The organism is Aedoeadaptatus coxii (assembly GCF_001553115.1).
Lineage (GTDB): Bacteria > Bacillota > Clostridia > Tissierellales > Peptoniphilaceae > Aedoeadaptatus > Aedoeadaptatus coxii.
In genome coordinates this window covers 364-15,626 of record NZ_KQ960176.1, presented here as the reverse complement: position 1 = coordinate 15,626, position 15,263 = coordinate 364, and the positions used below count along the sequence as shown (strand labels likewise).

Here is a 15,263-nt window from a genome sequence, read left to right as displayed (position 1 = left end):
TGTCTATATATTACTTGTCTTCTATATTTTGGCGCAAAAACTATATGATATTCGCATCTCCAGCTTGTATGTGATAAAGTATTTTATCCAAAATTACCTCCTTGTTTAATTGTGCGTGTGACTATCACAATTATACTTTAAGGGGGTTTTCTTGGTGCTTGAAGCTAAAGCTAATTTCCTCCACCTGCATAGCAGGTGGTTTTTTGTTTTGCTCTCTTTCGTTCGCTCAACTCACTTAAGTGTACAATAAAAAAAGAGCAGCTTTTTAAGCCCCTCTTGTAGAAAGTACAAAATGAGTTTATCTTATTTTTTGTGTTTCCTCATACCAGTCTCAAAACTACTCTTACATCCATGCAGTTTTTTTGAGTCTTTTTTACATATCCTTCTTCATCTTTTTCAAAGACAAAATGCTTATAAAACCGCTTAAAATGCAGGATTTCTAAATTTATAACTTTTGTATCACCGTTATAGTCTCAACCCCTATGGTTATGGGGAACATATCCACGCTCGTAGATGTAAACATATCAAAGATTGGCTCTCGTTTGTAGGAACATATCGACTGTAATTATTTCATTTTCAAGCCTTTATCGATAGCTTCCTGAATAATCTTATGACAACATACCCCCAAAGGATTGTTTTCCTTACAAAGCGAATTTTTCATTGCTCCAGTTATGGCATTTACTTCTTTAACGGTTTTCGCACCATGCTTTACAACTGCTTCAATTACCTGATCTTCTGTGACTTTGCTGCAATAACAAGCATACTTAGGATCTGCATCTTTCTTAAACCAGATAGGAACCCTAACTTGGCCTTTTAAGAATTTTATTTCATTATCTAAGTTATAGTAAACAACGTCGCAGTCCTCATTCATGCAAATCTTATATTGATCTCCGTTAACAGCATTACGATAATCATCTACCACTAGATGTTCAACAGTTACTTTACTAACGGAAATCCCTTCATTATTACATACAGGACAATTGTCTTTAATTTGATCCGGCTTTTCTGTTTTGCATCCACAACAACATTCATTATTAATCTTCATATTCTTAGCCTCCATATTTTCATTATAATTTCTTTTTTAAACTAGGTAAAACCAATTTCATATACTTGTCATTTATTAATAGCGTCAAACATTTTAGCTGGTGTTAATTTACTTAGCTCCCTGTTGTCAGCCAACGCACGTGTAGCTTTTTTGTGTATAAACACATCAGCGTCATGTTACCCATTGCTCGGCATTCTTCTAATGAACCCAAATACATGGAATGGCAACCCTTTTTTAGACAATTTATAACCGAACATTATCAAGCTTGAAAGTTTCTTTAGATTATAAAATATATTCTCAGACAATCAAGGGTAAAGGCTTCGCCCAAATTTCGTTGAAATTTGCCCTTGACAGTCTGTTCATATATTTTATTTAATTTATGAAACTTCCAGAGCTTTTTATTCTGCTTTTCTATATTCTACTGGTGTTTTATATCCTAAAGATCCATGAATTCTTAGGTTATTATACCAATATACGTATTCTGCTAATTTTAGATTAAATTCTTGGAAATTAGTAAAGTTCTCCTGATATATGAATTCTGTCTTCATTACTTTATTGACTGCTTCGCTTACTGCGTTATCATATGGGCTTCCTTTTTTACTTAGCGATCTTTTTATCCCAAATACCTTTAATATTTCTTCTATTTTTATATTTTTAAATTCTCTTCCTCTGTCTGTGTGAAATATTTTTATACGATTTAGTGGCTGCCTTATTGAGTAAAATGCTTCTGCTACTAGATTTGCATCTTTGTTTTTACCTGATGAGTATCCTATTATTTCACGGCTGTTTAAGTCTATTATTAAACATATATAATCCCATGTTTTTCCTACTCTTACATATGTTAGGTCGCTTACTATTGCTTCTAAATAGTCTCTATTGTCAAATTATCTATTTAAAAGGTTAGGGATGTCTTCTTCGTTGCATTTGGATCTTATTACTTTATATTGTGCTACTGTATAGTTTGAGACTAGGCCATTTTTCTTCATTATTCGGCCTATTTTTCTTCTCGATATTTTATATCCAATTTTCCCTAGTTCTTTTTTATTTTGCGTGTTCCATAGTTGTTTCTACTTCTTCTGAATATTTCTTTTATTTCTTCTATTAGTTTTTCATCTTCATCTAATTTCACATCTTTTTCTTTGTTCAAATGATAATAGACTAAACTTCTTGTGACCCCAAGTAGTCTACACATTGCACTAATGCTATATTTATCTCGGTTCGAGATAATGAGGTCTATTTTTTGCCTAACAGTAGTGCAGCTTGCTTTAAAATATCATTCTCCATTTCAACCTGTTTCAATTTTTTACGAAGTCTGATTATCTCTTTTTGTTTCGCATCCACATTATCAAAATGGTTACTCTAAGCAGCACACCAACTATTTATTTTTTGAGTTTTAAACTTTGGTAGAAGTCTTGAACTCTTTATATTTACATAACTATTTGCCTCTATCACTATTATGACACGAAACCCTGCACAATGATCTAAAATTTTCAATTCTAACAAGTCTTTTTCAGTATTTTTAACTTCATAAAAACCTCTTTGGCAATAATGCCTAATTCTTCTTTAGTTGTTAAAATTTTTTATTTTACCATCATCGTTCCCCTGATTTTCAATTAATCTTCTTAGGTTATATAAGAAGTACATATCTTTTTAATCTTAAAGTTTTTAAGTCTTAATTTTAAAATTTTCAATCTTAGATATTATTTAAATCATTCCAAAATGCTCTAAAGCATCTTCGATTGCTTTTTCTTTTTCTTCTGGGCAATTTGGCACTCTTTGATTTTCTTTCTTACTAAAATTATAATTTTCTCTCTCTATTAGACCATGTTTCCTTTTTATTTGTGCAATATATAGGCTTGAAACTTTTAGTCCGTATTTATCTAACACATACTTTTTAATTTCTCCATAAGTTGCGTCTTTTGAAAAGTCAATTTCAGATAATTCATCTTCCCCTATTTCTATATCTAAATGATGTTCTGTATTTAGTTTGGACAACAGAGCTACCGTCTCCACATGGCTTGAGTGGTCAGTATGGATAAATTTTAATATTTCTCAAAAGCCTCGTATGTGGGAATATGTCAATAAATAAACATCTTATAATTATTATATCATCTTAGAACTAAGAAAAAACAGCCCATAAAAGAGCTGTTTAAATCCTCTAATTGAACTAATTATAATACTACTAAGATGACCAACAAATATAGCTATAAGAAAGAATAATTTACAATTCATTTATATTGGCAGTTATGGACATCTTATTAATTCTCTTAATAGGTTTATAAGTTGAAAGAATTACTGAAATCAATATAAATCCTATCGAAATCATTGTTGGCAAAATTGGAAACTGCCAAATGGCATAGGAAAAATGATTTTCTATCAATTTTGTAAATATTATTTTATTCAGTAAAACACCAACTATTATCCCTATAAAACAACCAAAGAAACCATAGGTTGCTGATTCTACTTTAATCATTCTCTTAATTTGAAGCTTATCCATACCAACTGCACGCATCATTCCATATTGTTTTATTTTTGATGATATGCTAATGGATATGCTGTTGATACTATTTAATAGACTTACAAGACCGATAATCGCTATGAAACCATATACAAAAAACATAAATGCCATATATGTTCCCGTTGTTTTTTGATCTCTACGATCACTTATCATGTTTTTATTTCCTATAAGTTTCTGAATTTCATTTATACTTTCTTTCGAAAACTTCTCATTAGTCTGTAACATGACTAAGTTATATCCATCTTCATGTGTTATCTGCTTAAAAGTTTCACTTGAAGTTATTATTGTAGTTTTACCTCCAGTTTCACCATCGCTAGTAAACGGATCGTATTTCAATAATCCAGCTATTTCAAAATCTTCTCCTTTAATTTTTATTTTATCTCCAATTTTATTATCGCTATCTCTATCCCAAGTAGCTAAAACATAATGGCTATTGCCAAATACTTTCGATAAATCACTTTTTCTCTTTAGGGCTTTATCTTTTTTTAAACTTTTTAAATCAAAATCATCATATGAGATAATATCTATTTTTTCTCTACGGTTAGATTCAGATTCTAAAATTGCATTTACATCAAAAGCGCTTCTTCTACCATATACATTTTTTACTCCATCTACTTCTTTTAATTTATTCAACAAATTTGGATCAATATTATTTGAAATATCCTTACTTGTAATCTCTATATCTGCTCTGGCAGAAGATTGTGGCATTATATAATTTACAAATTGTCCGAAAACTATAAATGTTAGAAACAAGATAATACTTAATGCAAAGGAAGCTGACATTAGAAATAAATTCTTTTTATTTTCTATAGCATGATTTATTCCTAGTGATTTTTCAATATGAAAGAATCTATTATTTACTAATTGTTTATTTCCTATATTAGATTCTGTATTTCCAGAAAGAGCCGCAATTGGAGAAATCTTAGAGGCTTCTTTCGCAGGTTTTTGTGCGGCAATTAAAACACTTGCAAGTCCTACCAGAACACCTGCTAGAATACCAGTTACACTTATTGTAAAAATAGGTATGTTAGAAAACTCTTCCCCAACTATATATCTTAGTCCACCACAAAGAATCCAAGTTGAAACAACACCTATTAACGTACCAATAGGAATAGCTGTTTTGCACCAATTTAGTGACTCTAACCTTACAAACTTTTTAATCTGACCTTTGCTCATCCCAAGAGAGCGCATCATCCCAAAAAACTTAGTTCTTTGAGCAACACTATTATTAATACTTCCAGAAATCATTAAAGCACCAGCTACAAGTATCAAAATAAATAATAACATAGCTACAGGAATTAAAGTTTGCCCCAAGTTACTTTTTAATACTTCATTGAAACTAAAACCAGTATGCTTTAACTTCAATCTATCAATTTCCATTCGTAAGCCAATTTCAGCCATACTAAAAATTGCTGTTACTAAAAATACTGAAATAGCTATGCACATTATAGTTAAATGATTCTGTTTTTTACGAATTTTAGCTGATATTGGAATTAAACTAAGATAACTTTTCATTTGTAGCACTTCCCTGATCAACTAGTATTCCATCTGAAACTCTTAAAACTCTATCTGCTGCTTGAGCTATCGAACGGCTATGTGTAATCATAATTATAGTTTGTTCATATTTCTGTGAAGATTCTTTTAGTAAACTAATAACCTCTGAACTATTTTTAGAATCTAGGTTTCCCGTTGGTTCATCCGCTAGAATTAGAGAAGGTCTTGTTATAAGTGCTCTACCTATAGCAACCCTCTGTTGCTGACCACCAGAAAGTTCACTTGGTAAGTGATTTCTTCTCTCTTGTAATCCTAATATATTTAATAGCTCATCAAGATACTTTCTATCTGGTTTCTTATAATCCAATAAAACAGGGAAGATTATATTTTGTTCCACAGTTAATTCTGGAATTAAATTAAATCCCTGAAAAATAAAACCTATATTTCTGCGACGAAATACCGTTAGCTCACTATCCGTCATTGTAAACAAATCTTTATTATTAATAATAACCTTGCCATCAGTCGGTATATCTATCGCACCTATTATATTCAAGAGCGTACTTTTCCCAGAACCTGATTCTCCTACTATCGCTATATATTCTCCTTTATCTACCGAAAAACTAACATCTTTTAGTGCATGCACTGCATTATTTCCTCTTCCATATATTTTAGAAATAGATTTAATCTCTAATAAACTCATAAAACGCCTCTTTCATCTTTTAATTAAAAAAAGAATAACAATCCAATCCTACAATCAAATTACTAAAAGACTACAATTTTGTAGGATTTCTAAAGTTTAAAAGAAATGTGGTTCCATAGCCTAATTCACTAAAAACTTCTATTGTGCCACCATGTGCTTCGATAATAGACTTCGCAAGGGGTAACCCTAATCCTATCCCTTGTGTTTCTGTTAAATGTCTGCTTCGATAAAATCGCTTGAAAATATGATAAAGATCATCTTCATGTATTCCTAAACCATTATCTGTAATTTTTATCTGTAAAATAGAAGAGAATTGTTCCCATTCAATTTTAACTATATCTCCGCTTTTGGTATGATCAAAAGCATTTTTCACAATATTATTTATTGCTTCCAATAGCCAATCTCTATCGCAAATGAGTTTTATTTTTTCATCTCCAGAAACTTGTAGATACTTTTCTTCACTTTTTGCACGGTATGTAAAGTGAAGCTCTAAATCTTTAATCATTTCATACACATTTTCCTTTGATTCTTCAAGAACAATCACACCTGCGTCAAACCTAGCTAATTTCAACAGGTTTTGTACTAAAGTATTCATTCGATTAAGTTCATGATCTGACGCTTTACATAAATCTTTAATAGGATAATCTTTATCTACCTCATTAAAAATAAGTTCATTATATATATTTAAAGCTGCTAATGGTGTTTTTAGTTGATGAGATATATCAGATATAGTATCTCTTAGAAATTTTTTCTCTTTCGTTTCATTCTTAGCTCGGGCATTTAATATTAAAATCATCTGATTTATGGAATTAAATAACCTATAAATTGTCCCCTCTCTGTCAGAATTAATCTGAATATTACTATTACTTTCAAGATACATATTGATCTGTTCGTCTGCATTTTCTATAATTTCTTCTTGGCGTTTTAAATAAAGATAAAATATACCAGGTGTCAAAAAAATAAAAATAAGACTTATAAAAATTGAAGGAGTAGAAATAGTTTTGAACTCTTTCCAAGTAAATATTTGAATTAATAAGGCGAATAAGATATTAACTGTAAAGTTATGTTTGAAATATCTTTTATTGTTTTCATCTGAAAATACTGACATCATTGTTTACCTCAACAAGAAACGTTCCACTTATATCCCAGACCTCTAATAGTTTGTATCATTTTGGGATGGCTAGGATTGTCTTCAATTTTCACTCTAAGTCTGCGAATATATACAGTTACGGAATTATTGTCTATATAATTATCATTAATATCCCATAATTTCTCTAAAATTTGATCTTTAGATAGGACAATATCAGGATTTTTCATGAATAAACAAAGCAGTTTATATTCACCACTCGTTAGATCTAAAGCGTGACCATTTTTATAAGCAACACTTTCTGATAAATGAATTTTTATACCATTTGATTCGATATTTTGGTTATTATATTTTTCTGTTCTCCTAAGGAGCGCATTTATTCTTGAAATTAAAATACTCAACTTAAATGGCTTAGTTATATAGTCATCTCCGCCAATATCCAAACCCATAATTACACTTGTTTCTTCATCAGAAGCTGTTAGAAAAATAATAGGTACATCGGAATTTTCTCTTACTTTTCTACAAAATTCAAATCCTGAGCCATCAGGAAGAGATACATCTAAAATTAATAATTCATATTCATTTTTCGCCCATAAATCTAAAGCTTCACTTATTGTTCTAGCTATATCACCACTAAACCCTTGCTTCTTAAAAGAAAATGACAAACCATAAATAAGACTATGATCATCTTCTAATAGTAATAACCTGCTCATATAAAATCTCCTAAAATACTCGATTTATCTCATTTAATACGTCATAAGTACTCCAATACACCTAATTTTATTATAACTCTCTAATATAAGTAAAAATAGACCCTTCACGGATCCGCTACTTGTCAATATAAATTTCAATCCCAGACTTGAATATTACCTTTAATTTCTCCTCATAAACAACTATCTTCTCTATAAGTTTTCTTACTAAATCTTCATCATAGCTGTATACTTCTAATTCTTGATTTTCTAAAAACACTTCTAATTCCTTTAGCCTGCTTTGTTCATTCTTCTCTTCCGTCACATTTAGAGCAGTAGACAATACTTGAAAGGGCATATTTACTCGAATAAACTCTTCTTTTTCCTTTTCCGCTCACCATATTGGCTCGTCTATCCATTTCTTCTTGGACTCGCATGAAGATTTATTTAGGCATGATTGCTTAATAATTGTTTTCTAAATAATATTGAGATTCTGAATCATCAATTTATTCTTTACTTATAATTAAAGAATTATTTAAATAGAAAAATGGCTTTTAAGATTTCTTCTAAAACCCTAAAAGCCATTGATTTCAACACTTTTATATTTTATTATCTCATTTTCTTGACATCAATACGACACTCTCTACGTGCGTTGTCTTTTGCTTGGGAACATAATTTATTCTCCTCGTCATTCTTGTAGGAGCACAATTTATTAATATCATTATCTTTAGCATTTTTTCTTTTATCTTTAAAGTTATTAGAATCTTGACTATCTTTAACTCCTGTTTTGAAATAGAATGTTAAGTCATAAGGATGAACTGTTCCGTCTTTGTCAATTCTACCCACCACGACTTTATCAACTATGCTTTCAAATACTGTTCTGTTAAATTCCTCTATAATTTCTTTGTTTTCTAAGACCTTTTTAAATTGCTTTAATCTTTCTTTAATAGAGTTTTCATCTTTGATAGTTAGCTCTAGTGTTTTCTTTTCATCAAGTAATTCTTCTTTTTGTTTTGTAAGTTTTTTATACTTTTTAGCATAAACTTCTTCGTCTATACTATCTTCTAAATGAAGATCAACTAACTTTTTTTCTTGACTAATGATTCTATTTAATTGGTTTTCTAACTTTTTCAAATCTTTGACTAAAGTATTATCATTTATTTCTTCTTCTACAATTTTTAAAAAGTCATCTATTACTGTTGAATCTGCATGGCATAATTGCCTATAGCTTTCAACAAAAGCTTTTTCTATTGCTGCTTCTTGTATTCCTTTTGAATGAGGGCAATATTTTTTACCTTTTTTAGTTGACTTTACACATTGCCAGTTAATTTTTTTATAAATTGAACTAGTGTGCCATGTTCTTCTTGAAAGTATTTCACCACAAAATCCACATTCCAGCATACTTGAAAAAGCATATTGCCTTGATAGTTTTTCTCTTTTTCTATCCTTGTTAGCAATAGTGTTTCTATTTTGTGCTCTTCTGAGTCTAATCTCTTGTGCCTTTTCAAAATCTTCTTTTGATATAATTGGCTCGTGATGATTTTCAATGTGGTATTTATCAGATTCACCAAAGTTTGCTAGTCTTCTTTTTGTTATGGGATCAACTGTGAAGGTCTTTCCCATTAGTATATCTCCAATATACTTTTCATTTTTAATTATTCCTAACACTGTAGTGTCAGACCATTTTGTTTTACCTCTAGGGGTGAGATATCCTTGCTCTTCTAGTTCCCTGCCAATGACTGAACCACCATTACCCTCTAAATATCTTTTAAAGATGTATCTGACAATTTTGGCTTCTTCTTCATTTATAGAGATAGTTTTTGTTGCAGGGTCATAATCGTATCCAAGACAACCTTGAAAACCAATAAGTTCACCTTTTTCCATTTTCATTTTCAGTCCTTTTTTTACATGGGCTGAGGTATTTTCTACTTCTTGTTGAGCTACTGAACTTAATATTGTTAATAGTAACTCTCCATCCATTGTCAAAGTATCTATATTTTCTTCTTCAAATACTACACCAACATTGTTTTCCTTTAATAGTCTTACATACTTTAAGGTATCTAATGTATTTCTAGCAAATCTTGATATAGATTTAGTAATTATCATGTCTATATCTCCATTTTGGCAATCACTTATTAGTCTCATGAAATCTGCTCTTTTAGTTGCAGTTGTTCCTGTTGTTGCTTCATCCGCATATATACCAGCCAGAGTCCAGTTCTTATTATTCTTTATTAGATTTGTGTAATAATCAACTTGCGATTTATATGATTCAAGTTGGTCTTTACTATCTGTACTTACTCGACAATATGCTACAACACGTTTTAGATCTAAATGTAGAGCATTTCTATTTCTTGCTCCAGTATTTGAAGCTTTTATTACTTTTACTTTAGTATTCATTTTACCTCCTTCCCATTTTGTATCTTTCTACAGTGTTATTATATCACAAGATTAACTACTTTCTATCTCTCTTCTTATGATCATTTTCTAACCTGTTCTTAATTTTTGTATATTCCTTCTCATTAATTAATTTAAGATCATAAAGCCTACATAACATAGCAACTCTCATACTATAAATCTTTATTGCTTGCATTTTTACCTCCTATGTAAGTTGATTTTTTTATCTTGGTTAGTGGATTAAATTTGAAATATACTAATCTCACATAATCAATTTCAAGAATCTTCACACTTCAAAGTATTTGGATTTTTATAGAAAGATGAAAAAATACCCCTCACTTTATAAAGTGAAATTTGCCCTCTTTGGTAACCAAAATTTTTATTTTTTATAGTATTTTTGAGTTTCTTTGAGTTTCAATGATTAATTTGAACATAAAAAAAGGACTTATGCTCTAAGGCATAAATCCTCTAAAATGAAAGAAACTTTTTCGATTGTTATTTGTATTTAATTTTTTATTATAATTACCAGTATCAAAAAGGTCTGTAAATTTTTTCTATATAAGCATTAGACATAAAATAATACATAGTAATTTCCTCCAACTATTCAACCTGTTGCTAATTCATCTAATGTATATTCTCTTCGTTTTTTAGTTCATTTTTTATTTTATAAACAACAATAACAGCTAAAACAAATGACAAAATATCCGCTATTGGTTGGAGCAAATATATCCCAAATTCTCCATATAAATTAGTAAGTAAATATAAAAGAGGTATGTAGAAAATACCTTGCCTTGAAATCGAAATTATCAACGACCAAAAATATTTGCCTATGTTTTGCATCAACATACTACTTATCGCATAATAGGCTAACAATGGAATTGTTATACATTGCATTCTAAGTATTTGCACTCCTATAGAAATAACTTCACTATCTTTAGACATTGCAATAATAAAATGTTCCGAAAAAATATATAGCGCCACTGCTGATATAATCAAAAATATAGTTCCAACAACAACTGTCAAATTAAATGCTGATCTAACTCTGTCATATTTTTTTGCACCATAATTCATTGCACAAATAGGTTGAAACCCTTGCCCCCATCCAATCATAATCATATAAGCTATGGCAACTGTTCTTGAACTTACGGTTAATGCTGCAATAATACTATCCCCGAAGCTTGCTGCAACTCTATTCAATAAAATGAGGGAAACACTTGTAATTGCTTGCCTTGAAAAGTTAGGCATTCCTCCTACAAGAATATGGTATATGCGTTCTTTACTACATTTTACATTTTTCAAAGAAACAGGAATATTGCCATTTCTTTTCGCCAACATAGTAAGTGAAATACAAGCAATTATTTGCCCTGTCAAAGTTGCAATTCCAGCTCCAACAAACCCGAACTTGAATATAAACATAAATACAGGATCAAGAACCATATTGCTGAACATTCCTAAAAGTAAACCTATCATTCCATCTTTTACATTTCCACAAAGCCTCAATTGATTATAAATAGTAATAGAATACAGACTAAATGGAACGCTTATTATAATCACCTTTAAATACTGAGTAGTAAATTCAAATAAGTTAACAGAAGCATTCCCACCAATGAACTTTGTCAAGTCTGATATAAAAATCCATGACATTATAGCTATCAAAAATCCACTTATAATAGAAAATGCCATTCCTATGGAAGAAATAATTGTCGCCTCTTCTTCATCTTGTTCTCCAAGTTTTTTAGACATAATATTACCGCTACCATATCCAAACCAAAAACCAATAGCCTGAATAATACTCACGAAGCTAAAAACAACACCAATAGCGGCTGTCATCGATTTATCATTTAAAAGTCCGACAAAAAATGTGTCTGTCAAATTATAAATAACCATAATTAGCATACCAACAATTGTTGGAACAGACATTTTTACTATCAAAGGTAAAAGTGATTCACTTAAAATCTTTTGTCTTCTCAATTCTTTTTGATCTATTTGATTTTTTGATTTCATATCAGCAACCTTTGACCTCGCCGGTATTACCATCTACTTGTATGGTATCTCCATCTTTGAATTTGGTAGTTGCAAAACCAACTCCAAGAACTGCCGGTATATTATATTCTCTTGCAACAATTGCAGCATGGCTCAAAGCAGAACCTGTATCTGCCACAACAGCACTTGCCAGCTTAAATAATGGAGTCCATTCAGGATCTGTAAGATGACAAACTAATATATCTCCTTTTTTCATTTTATAAAATTCTTTGGGACTATTTATTAGACACACCTTTCCAACAGCAATGCCAGTGCTTCCGCTTACTCCTTTTAAGACATCACCATCTGTTTTAAAAATCAATAACTTTGAAGCTTCCCAAACTTTTACTGCTAAATGAAATTTTTCGTTTCTCCTATTTATTTTTTCCTTATCTGATTCATTTAAATTACCTCTGTTAATTACTTCCAACAATTCTTTATGAAAAAGATTAGCCACTCCAGTTTCTATATTTTCATCACCCAAGAGTATAAAGTTAATTCTTTTAACACACTTTCTCACATAATAAAATAGTGTTTCCCACAAATATTGACTTTCTTCACGAACCACATGAAAATATCTAAAATATTTTATCTGTTTTTCTACATCCTGATACTTTCTACCATAGATTTCCTTTACGCTCTCCATAAGCTTAGAAAAATCCTTTATATCGTTACTTTCATTACTATTTTCATTTAATATGGGTCGTAATATATTTATCAGCCTATCAGGATCCTCAAGAAATGTTTTTGCAGATAAACAATAACAATTATAATCAGATTTAAAACCATTATCTTTCATAAACTCATCTGATATATTCTTAAAATCGTTATACTTTTTATATAATTCCTTAAAATTATCTCCGGAAATTATTGCTTTTTTTAAAGCTTCATTTTTTCTTATCTCACGAGCCATTTTATAGACATCATTTGTAACCACTGATGTTTTATTATCTAAGTCCCAATAAAAATCAAATGATGAATAATTGCTATTTACTTTTTTTATTATTTTGGTAAATTTCTTGCTATTTAAAACTGATGGAAATAATGCATATTTGAATCTATCATAAGCAAGCTTTTGCAAAAGAACATAACTTTCTTCTAAAAAATTTCCACACTCCGTTAATGTCATATTTTCAAAATTTAAGTGCTTGATTTCTTCTATTTCAACTTCATATATATTCATAAAATCTTTGCACTTCTTATAACAGAACTCAAAATTTTTCATGTTCTTTAAAATATTAAAAAATTTAAAAATATTCTTTCCAATTCGCTTTCCGTCATCAGAAAAAGTTTGTATACCATCATCATCTATAATTGGATTTCTTGGTAAAATAATTCCACCTTCTGACAAAATGTTTACTTTCTGATCATTAATTGCCATCAAATAATCGAAATCAAGGACTCTATGTGCAAAAGGCATTTTTTCTAAAAAGAATGACATTACTTCTTGTGTATCCTTTTTGATTTTTTTACCCTTTATATACTTCTCTATTAAATCATTGTCAGTTATATCATTCTTGGAATTTTTTAATGTGGTAATCGCTCTCGCTTGTAAAATATAGACAATATCATTTTTGATAGCCCATTCAATATCCATAGGCATACCATAGTGTTTTTCAATCTCTAAACCGCACTTCATAAGTTCAAGTATTTCTCTATCATTTAATGCACGAGTTTTTCTTTTATCAGAGTTTACCGATACTTCAACAGTTTCCTTATCCCCGTATATAATCTGAGTTTCCTTGCTTCCAATATTTACTTCGATTATATTTCCTGATTTGTCAATAATGTAGCTATCCGCTGTAACTCTTCCGCTTACAACGCTTTCTCCTAAGCCAAAGCTTGCATTTATTTGCATCTCATTTTCTTTTTTGTTTACTGGGTTTACAGTAAATAAAACTCCTGATTTTTCACTCTCTATCATTTCTTGAATAACAACTGCAATAGAAACTGAAGTTTGATCATAACCTTGATGAAATCTATAGCTTACAGCTCTATTCCCCCAAAGTGAAGCATAACAATTACGCACCCCATTTAATACACTTTCAATACCTTGAACATTTAAATAAGTTTCTTGTTGCCCTGCAAAACTGGCATCCGGTAAATCTTCTGCCGTTGCTGAAGAACGCACTGCAACTCTTGTATTATTTCCAAGATTAAAATATTTTTCTCTTATTGCATTTTCCAATTGCTCAGGAAATTTCCCAGACTTTATCTTTCCTCTAAAATGCTCAGCTTCATTTAGAAGTATTTTTTCATCATCTGCTGATTTTTTAATTCCATTTTCAATGAGGCTATCAATAGCATTTACTTTTAAAAAATCTCTATATGCGTCTGCTGTTATAACAAAACCACTTGGAACATTTATTTTAGCCGAAGTCATTTCTCCAAGATTAGCTCCCTTACCTCCAACAATTAATACATCTTCCTTTTTTATCTCATTAAAATCCAGAATCATTTCTATCACCTTCCTTTTTACAATTAAATTTCTATATATTTAAAAACAATGCTTTGTATATAAATATTAAGTACTTCCTCAAATGTATCTTCATTAAAATGGAAATAATTTGAACATAGAACAAAGCTTCCAACAAAGGCATTTGATAAACCTTGCTTATCTACGCTTTTTACTACATTGTTTTTGTACCAATAATCTATTAACCTATCCAAAAAATCCCCATATAGATTTTCTACTCTATTCACTTTCTTTGAATCTTGACTCGCAAATATTCTAAATGCCTCTTGATAAATTTGCTGATTTCTAATTTTCTCAGTCATGTCTATTGAATACTTAAAAATTACCTCTAAAAGGAATTTTTTAGGATTCGTAAGTGAATTTGAAAATTCTTTTTCAATGTTCTCCAATTTTTGTATTGATCTATATGCCATTAAATCAATGACAAGAGATTCTTTATCTTTCCAAAAATTATAGAAACTCCCTTGAGCTATTCCGACTCTTTTTGTCAATTCCGAAATGCTAAGTGATTTTGTCCCTTTATCATGAAATAAATCAAGAGCTGTTTCCATAATACTTTCTTTAATTTTTATCTTTTCTTCTTCTGTAAATGCCTTTCCCATATTTTTTCCTCCGAGAGTGGTTTTTTTGTCTATGAATTTTACAATTTTTATTCATAGATATTATAACTCTTCTTCCTGTATATGTCAATGAATATTATTTTTTATATTCACAGATGGCTTCAAATTGAATACATCATTATAATTTGGTATAATATAGCTATAAATTCAAAACTTGCTTAACGCTTGATATCTAATTTATTCCTATGTAGCAAGCACAGTAAGTGTACGGACACTTA

General features: G+C 30.1%; 11 protein-coding genes and 2 pseudogenes. All 13 read right to left on the bottom strand.

Features of this window, described 5'->3' with window-relative positions; all coding sequences use genetic code 11:
* Positions 1 to 83, bottom strand: a pseudogene (locus HMPREF1863_RS09100) (transposase); the annotation flags it as partial.
* Positions 84 to 565: 482 nt separating this feature from the next.
* Positions 566 to 1,045 carry a Csac_0668 family 2Fe-2S cluster-binding (seleno)protein gene (locus tag HMPREF1863_RS04970; RefSeq protein WP_068367979.1) on the bottom strand — a complete coding sequence of 160 codons (480 nt, stop codon included), beginning with the start codon at positions 1,043 to 1,045 and terminating at the stop codon, positions 566 to 568.
* 398 nt (positions 1,046 to 1,443) lie between these two features.
* A pseudogene (locus tag HMPREF1863_RS09340) lies at positions 1,444 to 2,392 on the bottom strand (IS3 family transposase); the annotation flags it as partial.
* Between the two features lie 357 nt (positions 2,393 to 2,749).
* On the bottom strand, positions 2,750 to 3,058 hold the full coding sequence (locus HMPREF1863_RS04965; RefSeq protein ID WP_232300120.1) for an RNA methyltransferase: 309 nt from the start codon (positions 3,056 to 3,058) through the stop codon (positions 2,750 to 2,752).
* A gap of 208 nt (positions 3,059 to 3,266) precedes the next feature.
* Positions 3,267 to 5,078, bottom strand: coding sequence for an ABC transporter permease (locus HMPREF1863_RS04960; RefSeq protein WP_068367975.1), 1,812 nt, complete (start codon positions 5,076 to 5,078; stop codon positions 3,267 to 3,269).
* Entirely contained in the window at positions 5,062 to 5,757 is a 696-nt protein-coding gene (locus tag HMPREF1863_RS04955; RefSeq protein WP_068367973.1) for an ABC transporter ATP-binding protein, read from the bottom strand. Before HMPREF1863_RS04955 ends, HMPREF1863_RS04960 begins: the two co-directional genes overlap by 17 nt.
* Positions 5,758 to 5,827: 70 nt before the next feature.
* A complete protein-coding gene (locus HMPREF1863_RS04950; RefSeq protein ID WP_198142715.1) occupies positions 5,828 to 6,868 on the bottom strand; it encodes a sensor histidine kinase in 1,041 nt (346 codons plus the stop codon).
* 8 nt (positions 6,869 to 6,876) lie between these two features.
* Entirely contained in the window at positions 6,877 to 7,557 is a 681-nt protein-coding gene (locus HMPREF1863_RS04945) for a response regulator transcription factor (protein WP_068367971.1), read from the bottom strand.
* Positions 7,558 to 7,672: 115 nt separating this feature from the next.
* Positions 7,673 to 7,891 (bottom strand): hypothetical protein, encoded by a 219-nt coding sequence (locus HMPREF1863_RS09520; protein WP_068367967.1) that lies wholly within the window; start codon positions 7,889 to 7,891, stop codon positions 7,673 to 7,675.
* A 251-nt stretch (positions 7,892 to 8,142) separates the two neighbouring features.
* Entirely contained in the window at positions 8,143 to 9,930 is a 1,788-nt protein-coding gene (locus HMPREF1863_RS04935; RefSeq protein WP_068367964.1) for a recombinase family protein, read from the bottom strand.
* 621 nt (positions 9,931 to 10,551) lie between these two features.
* Positions 10,552 to 11,931 carry an MATE family efflux transporter gene (locus HMPREF1863_RS04930; RefSeq protein ID WP_060790069.1) on the bottom strand — a complete coding sequence of 460 codons (1,380 nt, stop codon included), beginning with the start codon at positions 11,929 to 11,931 and terminating at the stop codon, positions 10,552 to 10,554.
* Between the two features lies 1 nt (position 11,932).
* Positions 11,933 to 14,407, bottom strand: coding sequence for a PEP/pyruvate-binding domain-containing protein (locus tag HMPREF1863_RS04925; RefSeq protein WP_068367961.1), 2,475 nt, complete (start codon positions 14,405 to 14,407; stop codon positions 11,933 to 11,935).
* Between the two features lie 23 nt (positions 14,408 to 14,430).
* Entirely contained in the window at positions 14,431 to 15,027 is a 597-nt protein-coding gene (locus HMPREF1863_RS04920) for a TetR/AcrR family transcriptional regulator (RefSeq protein WP_068367958.1), read from the bottom strand.
* Positions 15,028 to 15,263: the final 236 nt, after the last annotated feature.

Excerpts from the sequence above, each read along its gene's own strand:
- HMPREF1863_RS04970 (WP_068367979.1), bottom strand. The coding sequence starts at position 1,045 with ATGAAGATTAATAATGAATGTTGTTGTGGATGCAAAACAGAAAAGCCG.
- HMPREF1863_RS04960 (WP_068367975.1), bottom strand. The coding sequence starts at position 5,078 with ATGAAAAGTTATCTTAGTTTAATTCCAATATCAGCTAAAATTCGTAAA.
- HMPREF1863_RS04955 (WP_068367973.1), bottom strand. The coding sequence starts at position 5,757 with ATGAGTTTATTAGAGATTAAATCTATTTCTAAAATATATGGAAGAGGA.
- HMPREF1863_RS04950 (WP_198142715.1), bottom strand. The coding sequence starts at position 6,868 with ATGATGTCAGTATTTTCAGATGAAAACAATAAAAGATATTTCAAACAT.
- HMPREF1863_RS04945 (WP_068367971.1), bottom strand. The coding sequence starts at position 7,557 with ATGAGCAGGTTATTACTATTAGAAGATGATCATAGTCTTATTTATGGT.
- HMPREF1863_RS09520 (WP_068367967.1), bottom strand. The coding sequence starts at position 7,891 with ATGCCCTTTCAAGTATTGTCTACTGCTCTAAATGTGACGGAAGAGAAG.
- HMPREF1863_RS04935 (WP_068367964.1), bottom strand. The coding sequence starts at position 9,930 with ATGAATACTAAAGTAAAAGTAATAAAAGCTTCAAATACTGGAGCAAGA.
- HMPREF1863_RS04930 (WP_060790069.1), bottom strand. The coding sequence starts at position 11,931 with ATGAAATCAAAAAATCAAATAGATCAAAAAGAATTGAGAAGACAAAAG.
- HMPREF1863_RS04925 (WP_068367961.1), bottom strand. The coding sequence starts at position 14,407 with ATGATTCTGGATTTTAATGAGATAAAAAAGGAAGATGTATTAATTGTT.
- HMPREF1863_RS04920 (WP_068367958.1), bottom strand. The coding sequence starts at position 15,027 with ATGGGAAAGGCATTTACAGAAGAAGAAAAGATAAAAATTAAAGAAAGT.